This window comes from Falsarthrobacter nasiphocae (genome assembly GCF_031456275.1).
Lineage (GTDB): Bacteria > Actinomycetota > Actinomycetes > Actinomycetales > Micrococcaceae > Falsarthrobacter > Falsarthrobacter nasiphocae.
This window is the reverse complement of the sequence record NZ_JAVDUI010000001.1, coordinates 778,064-800,473: the sequence shown is the minus strand read 5'-3', so window position 1 is coordinate 800,473 and position 22,410 is coordinate 778,064. Positions and strand designations below refer to the sequence as shown.

Here is a 22,410-nt window from a genome sequence, read left to right as displayed (position 1 = left end):
GCGGCCAACGATGAGGAGCCTGAGGGTTTCGGGTTGGTCGTGGTGCCGGACTAGTGATTGTTGTTTGAGAACTCAATAGTGTGCCAAGTTTGTTGAGACCGAATTATTTACATTTGGTTGTAGACAATGTTGTCTGGCTGGTCCGCACCCCGTGGGCTGGTCAGTGACAAAAGTTTTATAGCCATGGTGAAAACCAATTTTGATTGGCATCAGTGCTGTGACCGTTTTCCCGGTCTGGTTGCTGGTGTTCTTTCGTATGTTTTTTACGGAGAGTTTGATCCTGGCTCAGGATGAACGCTGGCGGCGTGCTTAACACATGCAAGTCGAACGCTGAAGCACCAGCTTGCTGGTGTGGATGAGTGGCGAACGGGTGAGTAACACGTGAGTAACCTGCCCTTAACTCTGGGATAAGCCTGGGAAACTGGGTCTAATACCGGATACGACTTCCTGCCGCATGGCATGGGAGTGGAAAACGTTTGTAGTGGTTTTGGATGGACTCGCGGCCTATCAGCTTGTTGGTGAGGTAATGGCTCACCAAGGCGACGACGGGTAGCCGGCCTGAGAGGGTGACCGGCCACACTGGGACTGAGACACGGCCCAGACTCCTACGGGAGGCAGCAGTGGGGAATATTGCACAATGGGCGCAAGCCTGATGCAGCGACGCCGCGTGAGGGATGACGGCCTTCGGGTTGTAAACCTCTTTCAGTAGGGAAGAAGCGAAAGTGACGGTACCTGCAGAAGAAGCGCCGGCTAACTACGTGCCAGCAGCCGCGGTAATACGTAGGGCGCAAGCGTTATCCGGAATTATTGGGCGTAAAGAGCTCGTAGGCGGTTTGTCGCGTCTGCTGTGAAAGCCCGGGGCTCAACCCCGGGTCTGCAGTGGGTACGGGCAGACTAGAGTGCAGTAGGGGAGACTGGAATTCCTGGTGTAGCGGTGAAATGCGCAGATATCAGGAGGAACACCGATGGCGAAGGCAGGTCTCTGGGCTGTAACTGACGCTGAGGAGCGAAAGCATGGGGAGCAAACAGGATTAGATACCCTGGTAGTCCATGCCGTAAACGTTGGGCACTAGGTGTGGGGGACATTCCACGTTTTCCGCGCCGTAGCTAACGCATTAAGTGCCCCGCCTGGGGAGTACGGCCGCAAGGCTAAAACTCAAAGGAATTGACGGGGGCCCGCACAAGCGGCGGAGCATGCGGATTAATTCGATGCAACGCGAAGAACCTTACCAAGGCTTGACATGGACTAGTAACGGCCAGAGATGGTCGCCCCTCTTTGAGGCTGGTTCACAGGTGGTGCATGGTTGTCGTCAGCTCGTGTCGTGAGATGTTGGGTTAAGTCCCGCAACGAGCGCAACCCTCGTTCCATGTTGCCAGCACGTAATGGTGGGGACTCGTGGGAGACTGCCGGGGTCAACTCGGAGGAAGGTGGGGACGACGTCAAATCATCATGCCCCTTATGTCTTGGGCTTCACGCATGCTACAATGGCCGGTACAATGGGTTGCGATACTGTGAGGTGGAGCTAATCCCAAAAAGCCGGTCTCAGTTCGGATCGTGGTCTGCAACTCGACCACGTGAAGTCGGAGTCGCTAGTAATCGCAGATCAGCAACGCTGCGGTGAATACGTTCCCGGGCCTTGTACACACCGCCCGTCAAGTCACGAAAGTTGGTAACACCCGAAGCCGATGGCCTAACCCCTTGTGGGAGGGAGTCGTCGAAGGTGGGACGAGCGATTGGGACTAAGTCGTAACAAGGTAGCCGTACCGGAAGGTGCGGCTGGATCACCTCCTTTCTAAGGAGCTACTACACATGGCCTGTCACCGCGATTGTGGTGGTGGGTGTGTGTCAGTGTTACTCATTGCACGGCCGAGTGTGTCGTGGTGAGTGCTCATGGGTGGAATCTCAACGAATTGTGGCTGGTCATGTTTCTGGCGTGTCCTGAGTACTTCTGATGGGTTTCCTGCTTCGGTGGGGGCCTGGTTGGGATGGAAAGGGGTGTGTTGGGGTGTGTGGCTGGTCTTTGGTGCACTATTGGGTCCTGAAGCAACAATCTGGGCTGTCCTGTTGGATGGTCGGGTTGTGTGTTTCTGGTTGTCCTGCCTGCAGCTGGGCTGATCGCACTGTGTGTGGTTGGTTGGTGTGGAGTGGGTTGTTGTTTGAGAACTGCATAGTGGACGCGAGCATCAATTTTATTGCAATGTTCGAGAATTTTTTCTTGATTGTTCTGTGTGCGATCATCCATGCGGCATCCTTGTGGGTGTTGTGTGGTGTGGTCAAGTTTTTAAGGGCGCACGGTGGATGCCTTGGCATCAGGAGCCGATGAAGGACGTGGGAATCTGCGAAAAGCCTGGGGGAGTTGATAACCGAGCGTTGATCCCAGGATGTCCGAATGGGGGAACCCCGCCGCACTTGATGCGGTGACCCATGGCTGAACGCATAGGCCATGTGGAGGGAACGTGGGGAAGTGAAACATCTCAGTACCCATAGGAAGAGAAAACAAAAGTGATTCCGTGAGTAGTGGCGAGCGAAAGCGGATGAGGCTAAACCGTTGGTGTGTGATACCGAGCAGGGGTTGCATCAGCGGGGTTGTGGGAGCAACCGTCACAGGGCTGCTTTTCTGTGGCAAGGATGGCATGGCGTGAGGTGAACGGTTTTGAATGGCCGACCAGAGAGGGTGTGAGTCCCGTAACCGGTTACGTGCGTGCGCTTGTGTGTTGTTTCCCAAGTAGGACGGGGCCCGAGAAATCCCGTGTGAATCTGCCAGGACCACCTGGTAAGCCTAAATACTTCCTGATGACCGATAGCGGACAAGTACCGTGAGGGAAAGGTGAAAAGTACCCCGGGAGGGGAGTGAAATAGTACCTGAAACCGTGTGCCTACAATCCGTTAAAGCCCTTTTTGTGGGGTGATAGCGTGCCTTTTGAAGAATGAGCCTGCGAGTTAGTGCTGTGTCGCGAGGTTAACCCGTGTGGGGAAGCCGTAGCGAAAGCGAGTCTGAATAGGGCGTTTGAGTGGCACGGTCTAGACCCGAAGCGAAGTGATCTACCCATGGCCAGGTTGAAGCGACGGTAAGACGTCGTGGAGGACCGAACCCACTTCAGTTGAAAATGGAGGGGATGAGCTGTGGGTAGGGGTGAAAGGCCAATCAAACTTCGTGATAGCTGGTTCTCCCCGAAATGCATTTAGGTGCAGCGTTACGTGTTTCTTGCCGGAGGTAGAGCTACTGGATGGCCGATGGGCCCTACAAGGTTACTGACGTCAGCCAAACTCCGAATGCCGGTAAGTGAGAGCGTAGCAGTGAGACTGTGGGGGATAAGCTTCATAGTCGAGAGGGAAACAGCCCAGACCACCAACTAAGGCCCCTAAGCGTGTGCTAAGTGGGAAAGGATGTGGAGTTGCTGTGACAACCAGGAGGTTGGCTTAGAAGCAGCCACCCTTGAAAGAGTGCGTAATAGCTCACTGGTCAAGTGATTCCGCGCCGACAATGTAGCGGGGCTCAAGTACACCGCCGAAGTTGTGGCATTCAGATATTCGACTAGCCTTCGTGGTTCAGTTGTCTGGATGGGTAGGGGAGCGTCGTGTGGGCAGTGAAGCGGCAGTGTGAACTAGTCGTGGAGCCCACACGAGTGAGAATGCAGGCATGAGTAGCGAAAGACGGGTGAGAAACCCGTCCGCCGGATGATCAAGGGTTCCAGGGTCAAGCTAATCTGCCCTGGGTTAGTCGGGACCTAAGGCGAGGCCGACAGGCGTAGTCGATGGACAACGGGTTAATATTCCCGTACCAGTGGTCAACCGCCCATACTGAGCTGGTGATACTAACCGCCCGAACCGTCCGTGATTGTTGCAAGGCCTTTGGTTTTGTGATGACTGTGACGGGGAGCGCGGGACCTGAACTGGGGAGGTAAGCGTATTAACAGGTGTGACGCAGGAAGGTAGCTCAGCCAACGATTGGAAGAGTTGGTCTAAGGATGTAGGGTGCGTGATTGGCAAATCCGTCACGTGTGAGCCTGAGATCTGATGGGACCCCCGTTTGGGGGGATTGAGTGATCCTATGCTGCCGAGAAAAGCATCGACGCGAGGTTGGCTGTTGCCCGTACCCCAAACCGACACAGGTGATCAGGTAGAGAATACTAAGGCGATCGAGAGAATTATGGTTAAGGAACTCGGCAAAATGCCCCCGTAACTTCGGGAGAAGGGGGACCCCAACTGTGATCCACACATGCTGTGGTGAGCGGGTCAGGGTCGCAGAGACCAGGGGGAAGCGACTGTTTACTAAAAACACAGGTCCGTGCGAAGTCGCAAGACGATGTATACGGACTGACTCCTGCCCGGTGCTGGAAGGTTAAGAGGACCGGTTAACATCCTTTGGGTGTGAAGCTGAGAATTTAAGCCCCAGTAAACGGCGGTGGTAACTATAACCATCCTAAGGTAGCGAAATTCCTTGTCGGGTAAGTTCCGACCTGCACGAATGGAGTAACGACTTCCCCGCTGTCTCAACCATAAACTCGGCGAAATTGCAGTACGAGTAAAGATGCTCGTTACGCGCAGCAGGACGGAAAGACCCCGAGACCTTTACTATAGTTTGGTATTGGTATTCGCTGTAGCTTGTGTAGGATAGGTGGGAGACTGTGAAGCGGGCACGCTAGTGTTCGTGGAGTCATCGTTGAAATACCACTCTGGCTATCGTGGATATCTAACTTCGGCCCATGATCTGGGTCAGGGACAGTGCCTGATGGGTAGTTTAACTGGGGCGGTTGCCTCCTAAAGAGTAACGGAGGCGCCCAAAGGTTCCCTCAGCCTGGTTGGCAATCAGGTGTCGAGTGTAAGTGCACAAGGGAGCTTGACTGTGAGAGAGACATCTCGAGCAGGGACGAAAGTCGGGACTAGTGATCCGGCGGTACATTGTGGAATGGCCGTCGCTCAACGGATAAAAGGTACCTCGGGGATAACAGGCTGATCTTGCCCAAGAGTCCATATCGACGGCATGGTTTGGCACCTCGATGTCGGCTCGTCGCATCCTGGGGCTGGAGTAGGTCCCAAGGGTTGGGCTGTTCGCCCATTAAAGCGGTACGCGAGCTGGGTTTAGAACGTCGTGAGACAGTTCGGTCCCTATCCGCTGCGCGCGCAGGAAATTTGAGAAGATCTGTCCTTAGTACGAGAGGACCGGGACGGACGAACCTCTGGTATGTCAGTTGTACCGCCAGGTGCACCGCTGATTCGCTACGTTCGGAAGGGATAACCGCTGAAAGCATCTAAGCGGGAAGCCCACTTCGAGATGAGATTTCCATGCACCTTTTGGTGTGAGAGGCTCCCACCTAGACCAGTGGGTTGATAGGCCGGATGTGGAAGCGGGGACTAAAGACCCGTGGAGCTGACCGGTACTAATAAGCCGATAACTTACACCACCCCCCACACCGTTTGTGTGTGGGTGTTGATTGTGCACGTCGCAATGACTGTTGTGTTCGCGTCCCTATGCGGTTCTTGATCAAGAACCCCACCACCCCCCCTTTGTGGTCTGTCTTTTGTGGATTGGCTGCGGGGGTGTGGTAGGATATGTTTTGATCATAGGTTTCCCAGCCCGCCCTGTGTGGGTGTTGGGTATAGTGTTACGGCTGTCATAGCGTGGGGGAAACGCCCGGTCCCATCCCGAACCCGGAAGCTAAGGCCCACAGCGCCCATGGTACTGCACTCGTGAGGGTGTGGGAGAGTAGGTCGCAGCCGGACAATTTTTCCTGAGAGGGAAGAAAAAGAACATACACTGTTCTTTTTCTTCCCTCTCTTTTTTATGCCCAAAACCCGGGTGCCTGGCAAGGACCCGGTTCGGTCCACGGCCTCTCCTCTGGTCGATAGTCTGGACGCATGGACGACCTCTTCTCGCACCCGCTCGACACCCAGCCCGAACACCGCAGCCCCGCGCCCACGGCGATTGAGAGCCTCGGAGCATGGAGCATTCCCCTGAGCTTGGTCGAAGCAGTTTCGGGTTTCGTCGAGCATCTGCACCTCTGGTGGCCGGCGGAGCTGAAGGCAGACGAGGACTCCGGCGTCGAACTCTCTGGCTCAGACGTTGTGGAGGTCCTGAGGACTGGTGAGTCGGTGCGCCTCGCGAGAATTGCGCAGACTTATGATGCACCGACGGAGGCCCTGATGCTGTCGATGGTCTTTGAGGACCCGGCGCAGGCGTCGCCTCTGACCCTGGGCTGGGTCCTGACAGCGGACCCGGAGGGCAGCGGGAGCCGCCTCACAGCGGGGGCCCGGGGAGACTCCGGACACCCCGCGGACGGTGAGCCGATCGAACGGGAGGACCTCGAGGAACTCGTCGAGGCTTACGCCCGGTTCGTCAACGCGTCCCCTGTCTAGGGGTCGCATTAAGTCCTTAATTTCGCGCGGCTGCTCGCTTCTGCGTCATGCGCGCCTCGACGGCGGCGCCGAGCGCCATCATGCGCAGGGACCGCTCGGTGGCGGCCGAGAGCAGTTCCCCGCCTCGCTCCTTCGCGTCCTCGAGAGGCATCGGAACGGGGATGATGGAGGCGATAGCGCCGATCCCGACATCGTGGACGTCCTGCGCGCCTTCCCCGAGCGACCCGGCGATGGCCAGCACGGGAACGCCTGTGCGCGCCGCCCGCTGAGCGACCTCCGCTGGGACCTTCCCTCGCGGAGTCTGGAAGTCGATGGCGCCCTCCGCCGTAATGACGAGGTCCGTGCCGGAGATGAGCTCGTCCAGGTCGATCCCGGCCAGGCCGGAGTCGAGGAGTGCCGTGAACCGGGACTCGAGCGTGGCGCCGATCGCAGCCAAGCCTGCGCCCAGGCCTCCGGACGCTCCCGTCCCGAGTCCCGTGCGGAAGTCTGAGGTGGTGGCCGAGGAGACGGCCTCTTGCCCGAGGAGTTCGGCCCACCGGTCAAGGCCCTCGGCGAGCTGGTCGACCTGCTCAGGGGTGGCACCCTTCTGGGGCCCGAAGACCCGGGCCACGCCGCGGCTCCCCGTGAGGACGTTGTGCGGGTTGCACGCGAGCGTCATGGGGGTCTCGAGCACTCGCGCGTCCACCCCAGAGAGGTCCAGCCTGGCGGCGTGGACAAGGTGCGCCCCTCCGCGGGGCAGCTCGGACCCGTTGGCGTCCGTGATCGAGGCGCCGAGGGCCTGGAGCGCGCCAGCCCCGCCGTCGCACGTGCCGGAGTCTCCGCAGCCGACGAGGATGCGTTGAGCGCCCGCATCCAGCGCGGCGAGGATGAGCTCGCCGACCCCGTAGGTGGTGGTGAGCGTGGGGTCGCGGTGGTCGCGGGGCACCAGGCTCAGGCCCGCCGCGGCGGCCATCTCGACGACGGCCGTCCCCTGGGCCGCTCCGCCCAGCAGAGCGATGTGAGACGCAACGGGCTGACCCGTGGGACCCGTGACCTCGACGGGCAGGACCCTGCCGCCGGTGGCCTCGGCGAGCGTGGCGGCCGTGCCCTCCCCGCCGTCCGCGATGGGCACCTGCAGGACGTGCACGCCGGGGATGACGCGGCGGACGCCGACGGCGATCGCCTCGGCGACTTCCGGTGCGGAGAGGCTCTCTTTGAATCCGGATGGGGCAACGAGTACTCGACGAGGGAACATGGGGGCCTTTCAGATGGGTGGGCAGCCTCAGGAGGGGCGGTCAGCGAAGACGGGCATGCCGAGCGCCGGCCAGACCAGGAGCGAGAAGAGCAGGATGAGGAGAATGTGAAGCGGCATGAGCCATGCGCTGAGGCGCAGGAGATCCTTCGAGGAGAAGACCTCGGTGTCCTCCACCCGGGAGAACATGGCCACGGGCTTGGCGGAGCTCGTCAGGGTGTGGCAGAAGCCGGCCGCCGCAGTGGAGATGAAGGCCGCGGCCACCGGGTCAACGCCCGTGCTGGGCGCGACGGCGATGACGATGGGCACGAGCACCGCCGAGCGGGCGGACCTGGACTGGATGACGAGGTGCGCCACGCTCGAGGCAACGATGACGATGAGGACAAAGAGAAAAGCGCCTTCGGGGCCGCTGGGCTTGCCGAGGGAGAGGAGCCCCGCGGCGAGCGCTCCCGCGGCGCCCGAGTCGACGAGCGCCTGCCCGAGGGCCAGCGTCGCCGCCATGAACAGGATGAGCGACCACGGCACCTTCTTGATGCCGTCCCCCAGGCGGACGGTGCCGTACTTCGGCGACGAGGCCAGGAGGGCGCCAAGGAGCGCGATGACAGCGGGGTGGATGCCGTGGAGGGACTCGGTGCACCAAAGGACCACCGCCCCGGCCAGGAGGGTCAGTGAACGTGACTGCTCGGTGGTGAGCGGGCCGGTGACCTCGGCCGGTGCGTCCTCGGTGAGGGCCTCAAGGGTCAGTGCGAGTGGGGCCTTCCGGTCAGAGGCCGGGATGAAGAGGCGGTAGACGAGTTCGGCCGCTGCGTGGGAGGAGACGAGCGCGAGGGGCAGGGCGAGGATGAGCCACCTGGCGAAGTCGAACCCCTGTCCCACGGACGCTTCAAGGATCTGACTCGTGATGAGGTGCGCGCCGGCGCCGAGAAAGGACCCCACGGCCGAGAGCAGGATGACCGTCGGGAAGAGTAGCGAGAGGCCCTTCGCGAGTGAGCTGGGCGCCTCCGAGGACGTGAGGGCGCTCGCGAGGGCAAGGAAGATCGGCAGCGCGAGAGCGGCCCGCCCGGATGTGGCCGGGACCGCGAAGGCGGTGGCCACGAGCGCCAGCGTCACGAGGTGGAACAGGAGGCGGGAGGAGCGGATGTTGCTGAAGAGCAGGATGGCCGCCCGGTGCGTCAGCCCCGAGCTCGTGATGCCGAAGGAGATGACGAATGCGGCGATGAGCAGCCAGATGAGGTCCGAGCCGAGGGCGGCGAACAGCATCTCGGTCGGCATCTGCTGGGTGAGGATGAGCGCTGCGGCGGCGCCGAGCGCCACGAAGGTGTCGTCGATCTTCGTGAAGATCCAGCAGTAGACCGCCCCCAGGAAGACGGCAAGGGTGACGGAGGCATCAGCGGAGAGGCCCCCGGGCGAGTGGCCAGCGATGAGGAGCCAGACGGCCGCCGCGGCCGTGACCGCTGCGGCGAGCAGGCGACGGAGGCCCACCCCTGCTTCCTTGCGGGAGAGGACGACGCCGGCCAGCTTCGACGCGAGCGACGCTGGATGGGGAGAGGCCGCTGCGGGGGGCAGGGCGGCGGTGCGGTAGCGGGTCGTCATTGGAGCCGGTACCCCAGGCCCCGGACGGTGGAGAGACGGGTTGCGCCGATCTTCTTCCGGAGGGTGCGGATGTAGACGTCGACGATGTTGGACGAGGGCTCTTCGTCGTTGCCCCAGACATGGCCGATGAGCTGCTCACGGGTGAGGACCTGGCCCGCATGGCGCATGAAGACCTCGAGAATGGCGAACTCACGTCCCGAGAGGGTGTGGTCGGACTCACCGTCGGTGACGGTGCGGGCGTGGAGGTCGAGGGTGAGACCGGCCGCCTCGAGCACCGTGGCCCGGGTCACCTCGGGCGTGCGGAGGCGGAGCCGGACGCGAGCGAGGAGCTCCGCGAACTGGAACGGCTTGACGACGTAGTCGTCGGCGCCGCCCTCAAGGCCCGTGAGCCGGTCCTTGAGCGAGTCTCGGGCGCTCAGGACGATGACGGGGGTGCGGATGCCCTCCGCCTGGAGCTGCTCGAGCACCCCGAACCCGTCGATGACCGGCAGGCCCAGATCGAGGATGATGAGGTCGAGTTCCCCGTAGCGGGCGATGACGAGAGCGCTGCGGCCGTCCCCCGCGTGAAGGGTCGCATAGCCCTGCGCGCGCAGGCCCTTCTCGATGAAAGAGGCGATGGACAGGTCGTCCTCGACAATGAGAATGCGGGTCACGGGGCCACCTCCTCCGTGTCCGGGCGGTACTCAATGACAGAGAGCGGGAACTCGAGTCCGAAGGACGAGCCCTCTCCGAGCTCCGACTCCACCCAGGCGGCCCCGCCGTGTGCGTGGGCGATCCCGCGGACGATGGCCAGGCCGAGGCCGAACCCGTCGTGGCGGTCCTTGAGCTGATCGGCCCGGGAGAACCGGTCGAAGATCAGGCTGCGCTGGTCCTCGGCGATGCCGGGGCCCTCGTCGCGCACCCAGAAGTCCAGCATGCGCACGCCCTCGCGCTCCACGACCCTCGAGCCGAAGCGGACGGGGCTGCCCTCCGGGGAGTACTGGAGAGCGTTCGCGGCGTACTGGAGCAGCGCCTGCTTGAGACGCTCGGCGTCGACGCGAGCGGTGCCCGCGACGGCGTCCTCCAGGACCCACGGCCGGCTGTCGAGGCCTTGGAGCGTGCCTTCGAGCTCCACCATGAACTCCGCGAGGTCCACCTCGCGCGGCTGGATGAAGTCCGGCCGCTCGGAGCGGGCGATGAGGAGGAGGTCGCCGACGATCCTGCCCATCCGGGAGATCTCCTGGTCCACGAGGTGCAGGGTCTCCCGGCGGGACACGGGGTCCTCATCGAGCAGCTCAAGCTGGCCGCGGATGGCGGTCAGCGGGGTCCGCAGCTCGTGGGAGGCGTCGTCGATGAACTGCCGCTGGGTCTCCTGCGCGCGCTCCAGCCGGTCCAGCATGGCGTTGAAGGACTCGGCGAGCTCCCCGACGTCGTCCCGAGAGCGCACGGGGACGCGAAGGCTGATGTCCGACTCGGAGATCTTCCGCGCGGTGCGGGAGATGCTGCGGATCGGCTCGAGGATCTGGCCGGCGACGACCCACGCGATCGCGGAGGTCAGCACGAGGCCACCGAGGGAGATCATCGTCGCCATGAAGAGGATGTGATCGTTCCGCTCCTGCTGCACGGAGGTGAACTCCACGACGATGAGATGGCCCTCTTCCCGATTGGCAGCCACGTCCACCTTCCCCCAGCGCACGTCCCCGGCGGGGGTCGCGATGACGCCACCGGGCTCGGGGGAGGACTGGATCGCCTGCAGGACCTCGCGATGGCGCGGCAGCTCGTAGACGGCCCCGTCCGAGGTCCGCGCGCGGGAGTTGTCCTGGAACTGGACCTTGCCTCCGGAGACGCCGACGATCGCCTCGCCCTCGTTGGGGTGCTGACGCGAGAGATAGACCTCGAAGAGGGACTTCAGGGATGTGAACGCCTCGCCAGTGCGTGGGTCCTTGCCTTCCCGGGTGAAGGACGCGAACTCCTCGGTCTCCTGGGAGATGGCGGTGTTCGCGGCATGATCCACGTCGTGGTGCATGAGGGAGCGCAGCGTCAGCAGGAGGGCCAGGAGGGTCAGGCCCGTCGTCAGGAGAATCCATGCGGCAATGCGGCGGCGCGCTGAGATCGGGCTAGTCGTCGCCATGGTCGTCTCCATCGTCGTCGGTCTCGACGTCATCGTTGTCGTAGCTCTGGACCGGCGCGGGAACCGGCTGCTGCGGCGAGGATGGCGGTTGGGCCGGCGGGTTGGCGGTCTGAGGGGTCGACATCGCGGCTGGCGTGGGCGGGGCCGGCACGGTCGAGGCGGGACGAGCCGACGACGGCCGCGAGGACGGTCGAGGGGACGCCGCCGGGGAGCTTGACGAGGGAGCCGCAGACGCGCGAGGCGAGGCGCTCGCGGAAGGCGAGGGCGCGGGCGTCGTCGTTGGAGACGAGGCGGGGGAAGGCACGAGACTGACGGTCACTCGCGGAACCGCGACCCGGGGGTCATTCGCCGGGGCGGCGAGCGTCTGGCTGGCCAAGGCGAGGACGAGCGGGAGGGCGAGGACCCCCAGGAGCGCGGCGACTCGCTTGAGGACCGAGGCCTGCGGCTCGGGATCGGGATCGTTCTCGGGCATGAGCCCAGCATGTCTCACCACCATGAAGGCAAGATGAAGACAGCAGGGCCCGCGCCGAGAGAGTCGGCGCGGGCCCTGAGAGTGCGCTCAGCCGGGGGTGCGGCGGCTGGAGCGTCGACGGTCAGTCGCCGAGGCGCTCGCCCGTCTTGGCGTCGAAGAGGTGAACGTGGCCCTCGGAGGGGCGCACGTGAATGACGCTCTCGGGGCGCGGGGGCTTGCGCCCGTCAACGCGGACGACGACGCTGCGCTTCTCGCCCTGGACCTCGGACGAGCCATAGACGTACGCGTCAGCGCCGAGCTCTTCGACGACGTCGACGTGAACCGGGAGGCCCTCGCCCTCGCCGACGAGCTCGAGGTCCTCGGGCCGCACGCCGAGAGTGACCGTGTTGCCGGTGGCGACGTCCGTCAGCGAGGCGGGCACCCGGTACACGGTGTGGCCGAAGGTCACGTTGCCGTTCTCGGCCGGCAGCTCAAGGAGGTTCATGGCGGGAGAGCCGATGAAGCCGGCCACGAACGCGTTGCGGGGGCGGTCGTAGAGGTTGCGCGGGGTGTCGACCTGCTGGAGCTCGCCCTTGTTGAGGACGGCGACGCGGTCGCCCATCGTCATGGCCTCGACCTGGTCGTGCGTGACGTAGACCGTGGTGACGTCGAGGCGGCGCGTCAGGGCCGCGATCTGCGTGCGGGTCTGGACGCGCAGCTTGGCGTCGAGGTTCGAGAGGGGCTCGTCCATGAGGAAGACGCGGGGGCTGCGGACGATCGCGCGGCCCATGGCGACGCGCTGGCGCTGGCCGCCCGAGAGAGCCTTGGGCTTGCGGTCGAGGAACTCCTCGAGGTCGAGCAGCTTGGCCGCCTCCTGAACGCGCTGGGCGCGCTCTTCCTTGCCGACGCCCGCGATCTTCAGAGCGAAGCCCATATTCTCCGCGACGGTCATGTGCGGGTAGAGGGCGTAGTTCTGGAAGACCATGGCCACGTCGCGCTCCTTGGGGGAGGCGTGCGTGACGTCGTCGTCTCCGATGAGGATGCGGCCCTCGGAGACCTCCTCAAGGCCCGCGAGCATGCGCAGGGAGGTGGACTTTCCGCAGCCGGAGGGGCCGACGAGGACGAGGAACTCGCCGTGGGCGATCTCGAGGGAGAGCTCGTTGACGGAGTTGCGCTCGGCGCCGGGGTAGCGGCGCGACGCGCGATCAAAGGTCACTGATGCCATGAGAATTTAGGTCCCTTCACGGGCAGGTACGTGCCCGACGATCCGTAGTGAAGTGGGTCCGGCCGGCGCGCGCCGACCGCGCCTGCTGATGCAGGTGCGTTCATTATGGCATGGCTCGCTCGCACGGGTGTTGCGTACGTCTCATTCCGCGCCGGGTGGCGGTCAGCTCGTGGCGTCCTTCGCGGCGTCGTGTGCGGCAGCGAGGCGGGCCTCGGCAAGATCCTCGAGCAGCCCAGTCACGTCCTGAGGGGACCCGATCCGAGCGCACGCGGCCGTGGTTCCCGGGCCCACCTTGATGCCGATGTCCGGCTCGCCGTCGCCCTGGGCGAGCACGGCGAACCCGTTCTCGTCCGTGACGTCATCCCCGAGGAAGAGGGTGCTCGTCGGTGCGTAGGCATCCCGGAGGAGGTCAATGCCCTCACCCTTGTTGGCCTTGAGCACCGCAATCTCGACGACGGACTTGCCGCGGGACACATGCGCCGCGGGCACCTCGACGTAGATGCGCTGCATCGCCTCGACACTCGCCTGCTCTTGGTCGTCCTGTGCCACCTGGCGCACGTGGAGCACCACGCCGGCCGGCTTGATCTCGACCCAGGCGCCCGCGTACTTGCGGGCCACGCCCTTGAGGATCTTCTCGGCGCGGGCGAGCGTCTGCTCTTGAGCGGCGGAGAGCTGGAGGCTGGCCCCGGAGCGGCCGGGGATGTGCTGCTCGGCGCCGTGAGAGCCGATGAGGGCGATCTCCGGCAGCGGGGACGCGCACGCGCGCAGCGACGCGAGCGAGCGGCCCGAGACGTAGGCCACCGTGACTCCCGGGAGGGCAGTGAGGCGCTCGATGGCGGCCTTCGTCTCCGGGAGGGGGCGGGCGTCCTCGGCTCGGGGGACGATGGGGGACACCACGCCGTCGAAGTCCAGCGCGATGAGAAGCCGCTCCGCGCGCCCCAGGGTGCGCAGGGCGTTCTCCCGCACCTCACCCGAGAGAGGCAGACCGTGCGTGTCATCTGCATTGGCGACGACGGCGCGGGCGGGCTGCCCGGCGGGTCCCTCGGACGCGCCCTCGGCCCCGGTCTGCGTGAGGGACGCCGTGGCCGCGTCGTCGAGGTTCTCGAGGAAGGTCGCGGACCAGCGGTCGATGTCGTTGGCGAGGACCTGCTTGCGAAGCTTCTTCATGCGGCGAGCGGACTCCTCCGGGGTCATGGTGAGCGCGCGGACGATGTCTTCCTTCATGCCCTCGATATCGTGCGGATTGGTCAGGACGGCCGCGCCGAGCTCGTCGGCGGCGCCTGCGAACTCGCTGAGGACGAGGACGCCCGTCTCGTCCTGGCGGGAGGCGACGTACTCCTTGGCGACGAGGTTCATGCCATCGCGCAGGGCGGTGACGAGCATGACGTCCGCCGCGAGGTAGAGGGCCACCATCTCGTCCATGGGGTACGAGTGGTGGAGGTAGCGGATGGCGGTGTGCTCGAGGGTGTCGAAGTTGCCGTTGATGCGCCCGACCGCGAGCTCGACGTCTTCGCGGAGCTGGATGTAGGAGCTCACGCGCTCGCGGCTCGGGCTCGCGACCTGGATGAGGGCCGCGTCCTCGACGTTGATGGTCCCGTCGTTGAGGAGCTCGCCGTAGGCCTTGATGCGGTGGCGGATGCCCTTCGTGTAGTCGAGCCGGTCTACGCCGAGGATGACCTTGCGGCCGCCGAGGCTCTCACGGATGGTCGCGGCCCGCTGCCGGATGTCCGGGTCCTGGGCCAGCCGCTTGATGACGTCCGTGTCGATGGAGATGGGGAATGTCTCGGCGCGGACATGGCGGATCCGGCCATCGCTCATCTCGACGTCGATCCGCTTGTTCTTGACGGGGCGCTGGGCGAACCGGCGCACGCAGCGGAGGAAGTTTGCGGTGTCCGACTGCCGCTGGAAGCCGACGAGGGTGGCGCCGATCATGCCCTCCAGCACCTCGCGGCGCCACGGGAGCTGGGCGAAGAGCTCGGCCGGCGGGAACGGGATGTGGAGGAAGAAGCCGATCTTCACGTCCGGCCGCAGCTGGCGCAGGAGGGCGGGGACGAGGAGCAGCTGGTAGTCCTGGATCCACACGGTGGCGCCGGGGCCGGCGACGCGCGCGCACTCCCGGGCGAAGCGCTGGTTGACATCCCGGTACGCCTCCCACCACGTGCGGTGGTACTCCGGCGGGGCGATGACGTCGTGGAACAGGGGCCACAGCGTGCCGTTGGAAAAGCCCTCGTAGTACGTGCTCACCTCGGCCGCTGAGAGGGGGACGGGGACGAGACGCATGCCGTCGTGGTCGAAGTCCTCGAGCTGCTCGTCCGGCGCGCCGTGCCAGCCGACCCACGCGCCGCCGTTGCGCTGCATGATCGGGTGGAGGGCCGTGACGAGGCCACCGGGGGAGCGGGTCCACTCGTCTGAACCGTCCGAGCTCGCGGAGCGGTCAACGGGCAGTCGGTTGCTGACGACAACGAGATCGTAGGTCGTGGGCGCTTCGTGGGTCTGGGGCATGATGCCTCGCTTCTCGTCAGGAGTCGTGCGGCACGGAGGTGCTGCGTCCACTGTATGACGGATCCTTGGACGGTGGAGGGCGGCACGAGGTCAGGGTGAGCCAAGGCGTCTGTTTTATGATGTGTAGAGACCCGACCCCTCGTCCGCCGTGTGTGGCGGGCCGGGGCAGACGCTGAACCCAGAGGATCACACCATGGCATCGAGACAGACGCCGTCCGGGCTGACGCCCCGCGAGATTGCCCAGCAGCACCGCGAGAAAGCGCTGCGCAAGGAGCGCTCGCGCAGAGCGGTGATCGGCGGCGCCATCATCGCGGCAGTCCTTGCCATCGTCCTCATCGTGACGTACCTCTTCAAGAAGAACAACGAGGCCGCGGGCGCGGCGGACGCGGCCAAGGGGCCCGCACCCGCGTACGGCAACCAGTACGGCGGCGTCACGCTCATCAAGGGCGGCACGCTCAAGAAGGCCGGAGGCATCGAGGTGGACCCGGGGACCGTGGGCCCGCCCGCGACGGCCCCGTCCACGAAGGCCCCCTCCGGTGCACTGACGACGAAGAAGGGCGAGCCGGCCCACGTGCTCGTCTATGTGGACATGCTCTGCCCGCACTGCAAGGTCTTCGAGGGAATGTTCGGCGACTACCTCCACGACCTTGCCGAGAAGGGCACGGCCAACGTCGAGTACCGGGTCATCTCGATCCTCGACCAGGCCGCGAACAAGAACTACTCCACGCGCGCGGGCGGCGCCCTCATGTCCGTGGCAGACCGGTTCCCGGAGAAGTTCTACCCTGCTCTCAAGCTCCTCTTCGCGCAGCAGCCCAGCGAGGCCACGGGCGGGGACAACGGCACCATCAAGTCGGTCCTCAAGAGCGCTGGCGTGCCCAGCGAGATCGACTCCCTCGTGGACAGCGGCGCCTTCCGCTACTACACGAAGTTCGCCAACGCCCTCGCGGCGCACGACGGCGTCAGCGGCACCCCGAGCGTCTATGTCGAGGGCCAGCGCTGGGACCCCCAGGCGGAATCGGACTTCAAGAAGTTCGTTCAGGCCACGATCGACGCGCGCAAGTAGCGCATCCGATAGACTTGAACGGCCCTGACCCCTCGGGGGCAGGGCCGTTCCCGCTTGCGCGGGGCGCGCCCCCTTAGCTCAGCTGGCCAGAGCATCTGTCTTGTAAACAGAGGGTCGCCGGTTCGAATCCGGCAGGGGGCTCCATCACGGTCTGCCGCGGGTCAGCGGCCGACCCGCTCACCAGGGGCATCCCACACGTTCGGAGCCGGGCGTCGAGTGCTCGGCAGCGCGGTCTTCTCCCGCCACTCCAGGAGCCACTCTGGCACCGCGTTCCGTCCCTCTTCCGCGGGCTCCGCGAGGGCGAGGAGATCCTCCACGGGGACCGGCCCGTTGGCAGAGGTCATCCGTGTGCAGACGTAGCCCCGCGCGTAGATCTCGCCGTCGGCCACCATGCGCTGCTCGAAGTACACCGCCCGCTCGTCCGAGCCGAGGATGCGAGTGTGGAGCTCGTAGGCCTTGCCGAGATTGAGGGACTTGCGGAACGAGATGGTCTCCGCCGCCACGACGGGCGTCCAGCCATTGGACCGGGTCTTCTCGAACGCGCCGGCGCGCACGAGGAGGTCGAACCGCCCCAAATCGAACATCGTGAAGTAGACGCCGTTGTTCATATGAACGGCGATGTCCACATCCATGGGGAGGGTTCGAAATCTCACGACTGATGTGTCCCACAGGGAGAGCGGGGAGCGCCGGCGGGACATGACGAGGTTGAGGAGTGTGCGCAGTAAGTAGTGCATGCGGGCCAGCCTACCGACGATTACCCACACGGGGCCTGAGTGGACTACACTGGGAACTCGTGCGCTTCCTTAGCTCAGTTGGTTAGAGCGCTCGCTTCACACGCGAGAGGTCGCTGGTTCGAGTCCAGTAGGAAGCACCAATGACGGCAGGGGCGGAGAGATCCGCCCCTGCCGTTCTCGCGTTGTGGGTCCGCGGCGGGGATGCGTCGGCGGGCTGCCGGGGGCAGGGCTCGGGCGCCGTCAGCTCATCACCCGAGGGCCTCAGGAACATCACACTCGGTGCCTGGCCTCGGGTCTGAGCCACCGAGTAAGCTCGAAACAGAGAGTGACCGCGCCGCAGCTGGGAGAGGGCTGCGGGCGCCGAGAACGGATCAGAGGCTTCTTTACATGGTGAATTTTTCGGCGCGCTTCGCGACCGCTCAAGAGATCGTCGACTGGGACGACCACGTCACGTCGAACCCCAACGGCGGCAACATGCTGCAGTCCGCTTCCTTCGCGGAGGTCAAGTCCCACTTCGGCTGGGCCCCCCGCTTCCTCGTCATCGAGGCGGACGGCGTGCAGCCCAGCTACAACCTCGCCCTTGAGAAGTCTGTCCCAGGGCTCGGCAAGTACTGGTACCTCATCAAGGGGCCGGACGTCGGCCAGCCGGAGCACCTGCTCCCCGCGGCTGAGGCTGTGCGGGAGTTCGTGCGGCGCGAGCGCCTTGGGGTCTTCGCCGTGCGCGTCGAGCCGGATGTTCTCGCGAGCGACGACCTCGCCGCTTCTCTGACCGGCGCCGGGCTCGTCAAGGTCCCCGACCTACAGCCCAATGACCACACGGCCATCCTCGACACGACTCTCGACGAGCAGCCCCTCCTGCGCTCCCTCCATACCCGCGGCCGCAACGCCGTGCGCCGCGCCCTGCGCGAGGGTGCCCAGGCGAAGCGGGTGGAGCCGACGGACGAGAACTTCCGCACGATGTTCGAGCTCATGAACCAGGTCCAGGACCGCAACGCTATGCGGCTGCGATCCTACGAGTACTACTCGATGTTCTGGCGGGCCTTCGTCGAGGCCGGCCAGGGGCGCTTGTACTTCGCCTACGAGGACGGCGTCCCCGCGGTGGGCGCCTTCGTCATCAACTATGGCAAGAAGGGCACGTACAAGGACGGCGGGTCGATCCCCCGGCGCAAGCAGTACGGGGACTCACACCAGCTCCAGTGGCAGGCGATCCTCGACCTCAAGGCCGAGCACGGCATCACGGAGTACGACTTCTGCGGCACGCCCCCCGCGAGCGAGCTCAAGAACCCGGAACACCCCCTGTACGGCCTGGGCCTCTTCAAGACGAGCTTCACGAAGACGGTGGTGGACTTCGTGGGCTGCTACGACGTCGTCGTTGACCGTGTGCGGTACGGCGCGTGGGCGCGCCTGGGCGAGAAGGTGGCCCGCAACCTCTGGGACCGCAAGCACCACCAGCCGTTCTACTGATTCTCGAAAGACCCGGCCGCACGAGCCGAGAAAGGAGCGGGTGAGTGTCGCAGGACCCCGTCACCTCGCCGCAGGACCGGCTGGCGGCGCTCGTGGGGGTCAGCCCCGAGCTCTCGACCGGGCCCGTGGAGCACCCCACGGACCCCGAGACCCCTGAGAAGGGCTCGGAGGGCCGGCCCGCGCCTGGCCGCGCGGGACGGGAGGAGACCGGGTCAGCAGGGGTTGACCCAACGAGCGCGCTCGCGGCCACACCCGGCTCCGTGGGCGCCCCCGCCGTTCGAGGCACGGCGGCCGCCCGCAGGCTTCTGCGCAAAATGGTCCAGGGCGAGGCCCCGCCCACCCAGGCCATGGCGATCACCGACCGGCTCGCAGGCTCGCCCTACGCCCGCTCGATGCCCCGCTTCGAGCCGCCCGAGACCGCCGGGATCAACGCCTACGAAGGCGCCCGGAAGACGCTCGATCTCGCTCTGCACCTCGCCGAGGTCATGTTCCGCTATGGCGCCGGCGCCCTCGAGGTGGAGACAAGCATGATCGCCGTGACGGCGGCGTATGGGCTGAGGGATGTCGACGTCGACATCACGAACCAGTCAGTCCAGCTCAACTATTCCCCGCCGGGGCAGACGCCCATCACCGTCCTGCGCGTTGTGCGCTCCTGGACGAACAACTACGCGGGCCTTGTCATGGTCCATGACCTCGTGACCAAGATCGTGGCCGGCGGGGTGAGCCGCACGGACGCGGCCGACGAGCTCCGGCGAATCACGAAGCGGCCCAAGCCGTTCGCCAAGTGGATGGTCACGGTGGCCGGCGCTGTCTTCTGCGGGCTGATCGTCATCATGATCGGAGGCCACGTCCCGGAGGCGCTCGTGACAACCGCCGCGACCCTCGTGTCCGGCCTCGCGGCACGGCAGCTCTCCCGCTGGCGCGTCCCGGACTTCTACTCGACGACGGTGAGCGCGTTCGTCGTCACCGCCTTCGCCATGGGGATGTTCGCGCTCAACGACGGCTTCCGCCCGTCCCTCGCCGTGGCCGGCGGGCTCGTCCTCCTCGTGCCGGCCGGACGCACCGTGGGCGCGGTTCAGGACGCCATCAACGGGTTCCCCGTCACCGCGGCGGGCCGTCTTCTCTCGGCGATGCTGACGTTTGGGGCCATCGTCGTCGGCATCGCTGTGCCCGTGGTCGTCGCGAGCATCATCGGGGTGGAGCAGCTCGATGTCACGTGGAAGCCCGTGCCCTACCTCAGCCCGTGGGCCACCGCGATCGTCGTCTTCGCGGCGGCGTCGCTCATCGTCGTCTTCGAGCAGAGCCAGGTGAGGCTGCTCCTGCCGACGGCCGTCGTGGCGACGGTCGGCTACGCGGCCTACGTGATCTTCATCGGGCTCGGGTTCGGGGAGCGCCTCACGCCCGCGCTGGCAGCCGGCGTGGTGGGCTTCGTGGCGCGGATCGTGGCGTTGCGCCTCGGCGCGCCGCAGCTCGTCGTCGCCGTCCCCGCCGTCCTGTACCTGCTGCCCGGGCTCTCGATCTTCCGCGCGATGTACACCCTGACCATCGAGGAGTCGACGTTCACGGGCGTGGGCGGCCTCGCCGGTGCACTCATGATCATCCTCGGGCTCGCGGCCGGGCTCGTCGCGGGCGACAACCTCGCCCGGCCCCTGACGCGCGCCTCGCAGTCCACGGTGGACCAGCGGCGCGGCCGCCGCCGCTGACCCGCGCGAGCGCCTGGCCACTCCCCGCCCCTCGCCGCCCGGCCTAGGCCGGCTCGGTCGCGTGGTCCGCGTCCGGATCGAGGAGCGAGCGCACCCAGTCCACGGGCTCGAGCCCGTGTGCCGTCAGGTGCTCGTTCGCGCGGCTGAAGGGGCGGGAGCCGAAGAAGCCCCGGCTCGCCGAGAGGGGTGACGGGTGCGCGGAGGCGATCCGTCGGACGAGCGGCCCGTCAGGCAGCGCGTCCCCGACCTTCTGCGCGTGCCGCCCCCACTCCAGGAGCACGAGCGGCCGCTCATCCCGGACTGACCTTTCCACCACGGTGCTCAGCGCGTCGATGGTCAGCTGCTGCCAGCCCAGCCGTGAGTGGGAGCCCGGCGCCCCGGGGCGGACCGTCAGGCACGTGTTGAGGAGGAGAACTCCCTGGGCGAGCCACCCGGAGAGGTCCGCTGTGGCCCCGGCGAGGAGCGGCGCCTCGCCCGGCAGATCCGCGGCGAGCTCCCGGTAGATGTTCGCGAGGCTCTTGGGCAGCGGCGCCACGGAGCGGTGGGCGGAGAACGCGAGGCCCATGGCGTGGCCGGGCGTGGGGTAGGGGTCCTGCCCGATGATCACGCACCTCACGGCGGCCGGGGCCACGGAGAACGCAGCCAGCGCCCGCTCGCGCCCGGGGAGGAACTCGGGGCAGTCCTGCTCGGCTGCGTCGAGGAGCTCCTCGGCGCGCCGGGCGAAGCCGGGGAGGGACTGCTCCCAGTCCGGGTGTGGCGGTTCGGGGTTCATGCGCACTCCTGCTGGCGGTGGTCGGCGGTGGGTCAAGAGCGGGCGGACGACGACGGCGGCTGGCGCCGGGGCGGGCCCCGCGGGAACGGCGTCCCTCGCGGCGGGTGCCCCGCCGCCCTGGGCCGCGACGCTCGACAGGCCCCAGGCCGCATCGCGCGCGGACCCGCAAGTTTCCTAGACTAGTCCGTATGCCTGACGCCAGCCCCGTGCCCCAGCCCTCGACGGAGGGAGACGGAGCGCGCGCCGAGGCCCCCGCCCCCTTGACCCCGCAGGAGCGAGCCAGCCTCGAGCTGGAGTCCGAGCCGTGGAAGCACACCGCCCCCAAGGACCGCGCGATCCGCACGCGCCTCGGCCTCGAGCCCGTGGACCACTACCTGATGGTTCGCAGTCTGCTGCAGGACCCCCGCGCGGCACGGGAGTTTCCGGCTCTCGTCGCTAGACTTTCCGGGAGAGTCGACGAGGCGCGGTCTCGGTACTCGCTCGGCGGCTGGGCCGCCGAGGCCCCCGCGCCTCCTGCTGCGGAGGAGCCCCGATGAGTATGAGTGACGACGCGCCTCGGCACGAGAGGGGCGCCGGCGAGGCGTGGCCCCGGGACTCGTACGACGAGATCCCGGAGAACCCCCGCCATGTAGGGGCCCATCGTGCGCGCTTTGTCGAGCCGGCCGGCCGGGTCGGCACGCTCGTGGTGGCTGGCCTGTGCGCGCTCCTCGTGGGCTTCGTGGCCGCGTTCGTTCTGCCTTTCTTCGGCTTCATGCCCCGCGCGTCGCAGCATGCGGTGCCCTCGGCGGCCCCGTCGTCGGCCTCCGCCAGCCCCAGCCCGTCCGCCTCGGCGAGCACGCCGGAGAGCGCTGCCGCAGACAAGGCCCTGCGCAAGCGGACGGTCAACGTGTTCAACGCGACCGGAGCGGAGGGCCGCCAGCGCGACGACGCGGCTGCGCTGTCCGCCAAGGGGTGGGTCATCGGCCAGATCGGGGTGTGGGGCCAGGAGGACCCGGGGCGCACGACCGTCTACTACAGCGGGTCCTCGACGAAGGCCGCCGCTGACCTTCTCGCGAGCGACCTCGGGGGAGCGGCAACGGCCGTGGACAAGAGCCTCGGCAAGAGCCTCGTGGTCGTCGTCTCCCCGGGCTACGGCGCGGGATAGGGGCGGGCGCGAGGCCCGGCTCGGGCGGGTTTCGCCCAGGGCCCACCTGTCTTGCACTCA

The 22,410-nt window shown here is 66.0% G+C and carries 15 protein-coding genes, 2 tRNA genes and 3 rRNA genes; 11 read left to right on the top strand and 9 right to left on the bottom strand.

Annotated features, from left to right (window positions below; translation table 11 throughout):
- Positions 1-262 precede the first annotated feature (262 nt).
- The 4 genes from J2S35_RS03560 (at position 263) to J2S35_RS03545 (ending at position 6,358) form a co-directional block, all read left to right on the top strand.
- Positions 263-1,793, top strand: a 16S ribosomal RNA gene (locus tag J2S35_RS03560).
- A 479-nt stretch (positions 1,794-2,272) separates the two neighbouring features.
- Positions 2,273-5,407, top strand: a 23S ribosomal RNA gene (locus J2S35_RS03555).
- A 201-nt stretch (positions 5,408-5,608) separates the two neighbouring features.
- Positions 5,609-5,725: ribosomal RNA gene (rrf, locus tag J2S35_RS03550) — 5S ribosomal RNA — on the top strand.
- Together the 16S, 23S and 5S rRNA genes form the textbook arrangement of a ribosomal RNA operon.
- Before the next feature lie 135 nt (positions 5,726-5,860).
- Positions 5,861-6,358: a hypothetical protein gene (locus J2S35_RS03545; RefSeq protein ID WP_309849895.1), complete on the top strand. Its 498-nt coding sequence runs from the start codon at positions 5,861-5,863 to the stop codon at positions 6,356-6,358.
- A gap of 16 nt (positions 6,359-6,374) precedes the next feature.
- Here J2S35_RS03545 and J2S35_RS03540 read toward each other — a convergent pair whose 3' ends face one another.
- The 7 genes from J2S35_RS03540 to J2S35_RS03510 all read right to left on the bottom strand — a co-directional run bounded on the left by J2S35_RS03540 (position 6,375) and on the right by J2S35_RS03510 (position 15,470).
- Positions 6,375-7,592: a glycerate kinase family protein gene (locus J2S35_RS03540; protein WP_309849892.1), complete on the bottom strand. Its 1,218-nt coding sequence runs from the start codon at positions 7,590-7,592 to the stop codon at positions 6,375-6,377.
- Positions 7,593-7,619: 27 nt separating this feature from the next.
- Complete coding sequence (locus J2S35_RS03535; RefSeq protein WP_309849890.1) at positions 7,620-9,182, bottom strand: SLC13 family permease; 1,563 nt, start codon at positions 9,180-9,182, stop codon at positions 7,620-7,622.
- Positions 9,179-9,835, bottom strand: a complete 657-nt coding sequence (locus tag J2S35_RS03530; RefSeq protein WP_309849887.1) for a response regulator transcription factor — start codon at positions 9,833-9,835, stop codon at positions 9,179-9,181. The genes J2S35_RS03535 and J2S35_RS03530 overlap by 4 nt, the downstream gene beginning before the upstream one ends.
- Entirely contained in the window at positions 9,832-11,292 is a 1,461-nt protein-coding gene (locus J2S35_RS03525; RefSeq protein WP_309849885.1) for a sensor histidine kinase, read from the bottom strand. Before J2S35_RS03525 ends, J2S35_RS03530 begins: the two co-directional genes overlap by 4 nt.
- Entirely contained in the window at positions 11,279-11,764 is a 486-nt protein-coding gene (locus tag J2S35_RS03520) for a hypothetical protein (RefSeq protein WP_309849882.1), read from the bottom strand. The genes J2S35_RS03525 and J2S35_RS03520 overlap by 14 nt, the downstream gene beginning before the upstream one ends.
- Positions 11,765-11,885: 121 nt before the next feature.
- Entirely contained in the window at positions 11,886-12,968 is a 1,083-nt protein-coding gene (locus J2S35_RS03515) for an ABC transporter ATP-binding protein (RefSeq protein ID WP_309849881.1), read from the bottom strand.
- 162 nt (positions 12,969-13,130) lie between these two features.
- A complete protein-coding gene (locus J2S35_RS03510) occupies positions 13,131-15,470 on the bottom strand; it encodes a bifunctional alpha,alpha-trehalose-phosphate synthase (UDP-forming)/trehalose-phosphatase (RefSeq protein WP_309849879.1) in 2,340 nt (779 codons plus the stop codon).
- 193 nt (positions 15,471-15,663) lie between these two features.
- Here J2S35_RS03510 and J2S35_RS03505 point away from each other — a divergent pair, with 193 nt between their 5' ends.
- Both J2S35_RS03505 and J2S35_RS03500 read left to right on the top strand, forming a co-directional pair.
- Positions 15,664-16,533 (top strand): DsbA family protein, encoded by an 870-nt coding sequence (locus J2S35_RS03505; protein WP_309849877.1) that lies wholly within the window; start codon positions 15,664-15,666, stop codon positions 16,531-16,533.
- Between the two features lie 67 nt (positions 16,534-16,600).
- A tRNA-Thr gene (locus tag J2S35_RS03500) sits at positions 16,601-16,677 on the top strand.
- A gap of 17 nt (positions 16,678-16,694) precedes the next feature.
- Here J2S35_RS03500 and J2S35_RS03495 read toward each other — a convergent pair.
- Complete coding sequence (locus J2S35_RS03495; RefSeq protein WP_309849875.1) at positions 16,695-17,267, bottom strand: acyl-CoA thioesterase; 573 nt, start codon at positions 17,265-17,267, stop codon at positions 16,695-16,697.
- Positions 17,268-17,330: 63 nt separating this feature from the next.
- Here J2S35_RS03495 and J2S35_RS03490 point away from each other — a divergent pair.
- The 3 genes from J2S35_RS03490 to J2S35_RS03480 all read left to right on the top strand — a co-directional run bounded on the left by J2S35_RS03490 (position 17,331) and on the right by J2S35_RS03480 (position 20,434).
- Positions 17,331-17,407: transfer RNA gene (locus J2S35_RS03490), tRNA-Val, on the top strand.
- A 247-nt stretch (positions 17,408-17,654) separates the two neighbouring features.
- The gene (locus J2S35_RS03485; RefSeq protein ID WP_309849872.1) at positions 17,655-18,731 is read left to right on the top strand and encodes a lipid II:glycine glycyltransferase FemX; all 1,077 of its coding nucleotides are present in this window, start codon (positions 17,655-17,657) and stop codon (positions 18,729-18,731) included.
- Between the two features lie 44 nt (positions 18,732-18,775).
- Positions 18,776-20,434 carry a threonine/serine exporter family protein gene (locus tag J2S35_RS03480; protein WP_309849869.1) on the top strand — a complete coding sequence of 553 codons (1,659 nt, stop codon included), beginning with the start codon at positions 18,776-18,778 and terminating at the stop codon, positions 20,432-20,434.
- Between the two features lie 43 nt (positions 20,435-20,477).
- Here J2S35_RS03480 and J2S35_RS03475 read toward each other — a convergent pair whose 3' ends face one another.
- Positions 20,478-21,206 carry a uracil-DNA glycosylase gene (locus tag J2S35_RS03475; RefSeq protein ID WP_309849866.1) on the bottom strand — a complete coding sequence of 243 codons (729 nt, stop codon included), beginning with the start codon at positions 21,204-21,206 and terminating at the stop codon, positions 20,478-20,480.
- A gap of 188 nt (positions 21,207-21,394) precedes the next feature.
- Here J2S35_RS03475 and J2S35_RS03470 point away from each other — a divergent pair, with 188 nt between their 5' ends.
- Both J2S35_RS03470 and J2S35_RS03465 read left to right on the top strand, forming a co-directional pair.
- Entirely contained in the window at positions 21,395-21,742 is a 348-nt protein-coding gene (locus J2S35_RS03470; protein WP_309849863.1) for a DUF3263 domain-containing protein, read from the top strand.
- On the top strand, positions 21,739-22,350 hold the full coding sequence (locus J2S35_RS03465; protein WP_309849862.1) for a LytR C-terminal domain-containing protein: 612 nt from the start codon (positions 21,739-21,741) through the stop codon (positions 22,348-22,350). The genes J2S35_RS03470 and J2S35_RS03465 overlap by 4 nt, the downstream gene beginning before the upstream one ends.
- Positions 22,351-22,410 lie beyond the last annotated feature (60 nt).

Coding starts and splice junctions, on each gene's coding strand:
- J2S35_RS03515 (WP_309849881.1), bottom strand. CDS start 12,968: ATGGCATCAGTGACCTTTGATCGCGCGTCGCGCCGCTACCCCGGCGCC.
- J2S35_RS03540 (WP_309849892.1), bottom strand. CDS start 7,592: ATGTTCCCTCGTCGAGTACTCGTTGCCCCATCCGGATTCAAAGAGAGC.
- J2S35_RS03495 (WP_309849875.1), bottom strand. CDS start 17,267: ATGCACTACTTACTGCGCACACTCCTCAACCTCGTCATGTCCCGCCGG.
- J2S35_RS03545 (WP_309849895.1), top strand. CDS start 5,861: ATGGACGACCTCTTCTCGCACCCGCTCGACACCCAGCCCGAACACCGC.
- J2S35_RS03520 (WP_309849882.1), bottom strand. CDS start 11,764: ATGCCCGAGAACGATCCCGATCCCGAGCCGCAGGCCTCGGTCCTCAAG.
- J2S35_RS03465 (WP_309849862.1), top strand. CDS start 21,739: ATGAGTATGAGTGACGACGCGCCTCGGCACGAGAGGGGCGCCGGCGAG.
- J2S35_RS03505 (WP_309849877.1), top strand. CDS start 15,664: ATGGCATCGAGACAGACGCCGTCCGGGCTGACGCCCCGCGAGATTGCC.
- J2S35_RS03535 (WP_309849890.1), bottom strand. CDS start 9,182: ATGACGACCCGCTACCGCACCGCCGCCCTGCCCCCCGCAGCGGCCTCT.
- J2S35_RS03525 (WP_309849885.1), bottom strand. CDS start 11,292: ATGGCGACGACTAGCCCGATCTCAGCGCGCCGCCGCATTGCCGCATGG.
- J2S35_RS03470 (WP_309849863.1), top strand. CDS start 21,395: ATGCCTGACGCCAGCCCCGTGCCCCAGCCCTCGACGGAGGGAGACGGA.
- J2S35_RS03485 (WP_309849872.1), top strand. CDS start 17,655: ATGGTGAATTTTTCGGCGCGCTTCGCGACCGCTCAAGAGATCGTCGAC.
- J2S35_RS03475 (WP_309849866.1), bottom strand. CDS start 21,206: ATGAACCCCGAACCGCCACACCCGGACTGGGAGCAGTCCCTCCCCGGC.
- J2S35_RS03510 (WP_309849879.1), bottom strand. CDS start 15,470: ATGCCCCAGACCCACGAAGCGCCCACGACCTACGATCTCGTTGTCGTC.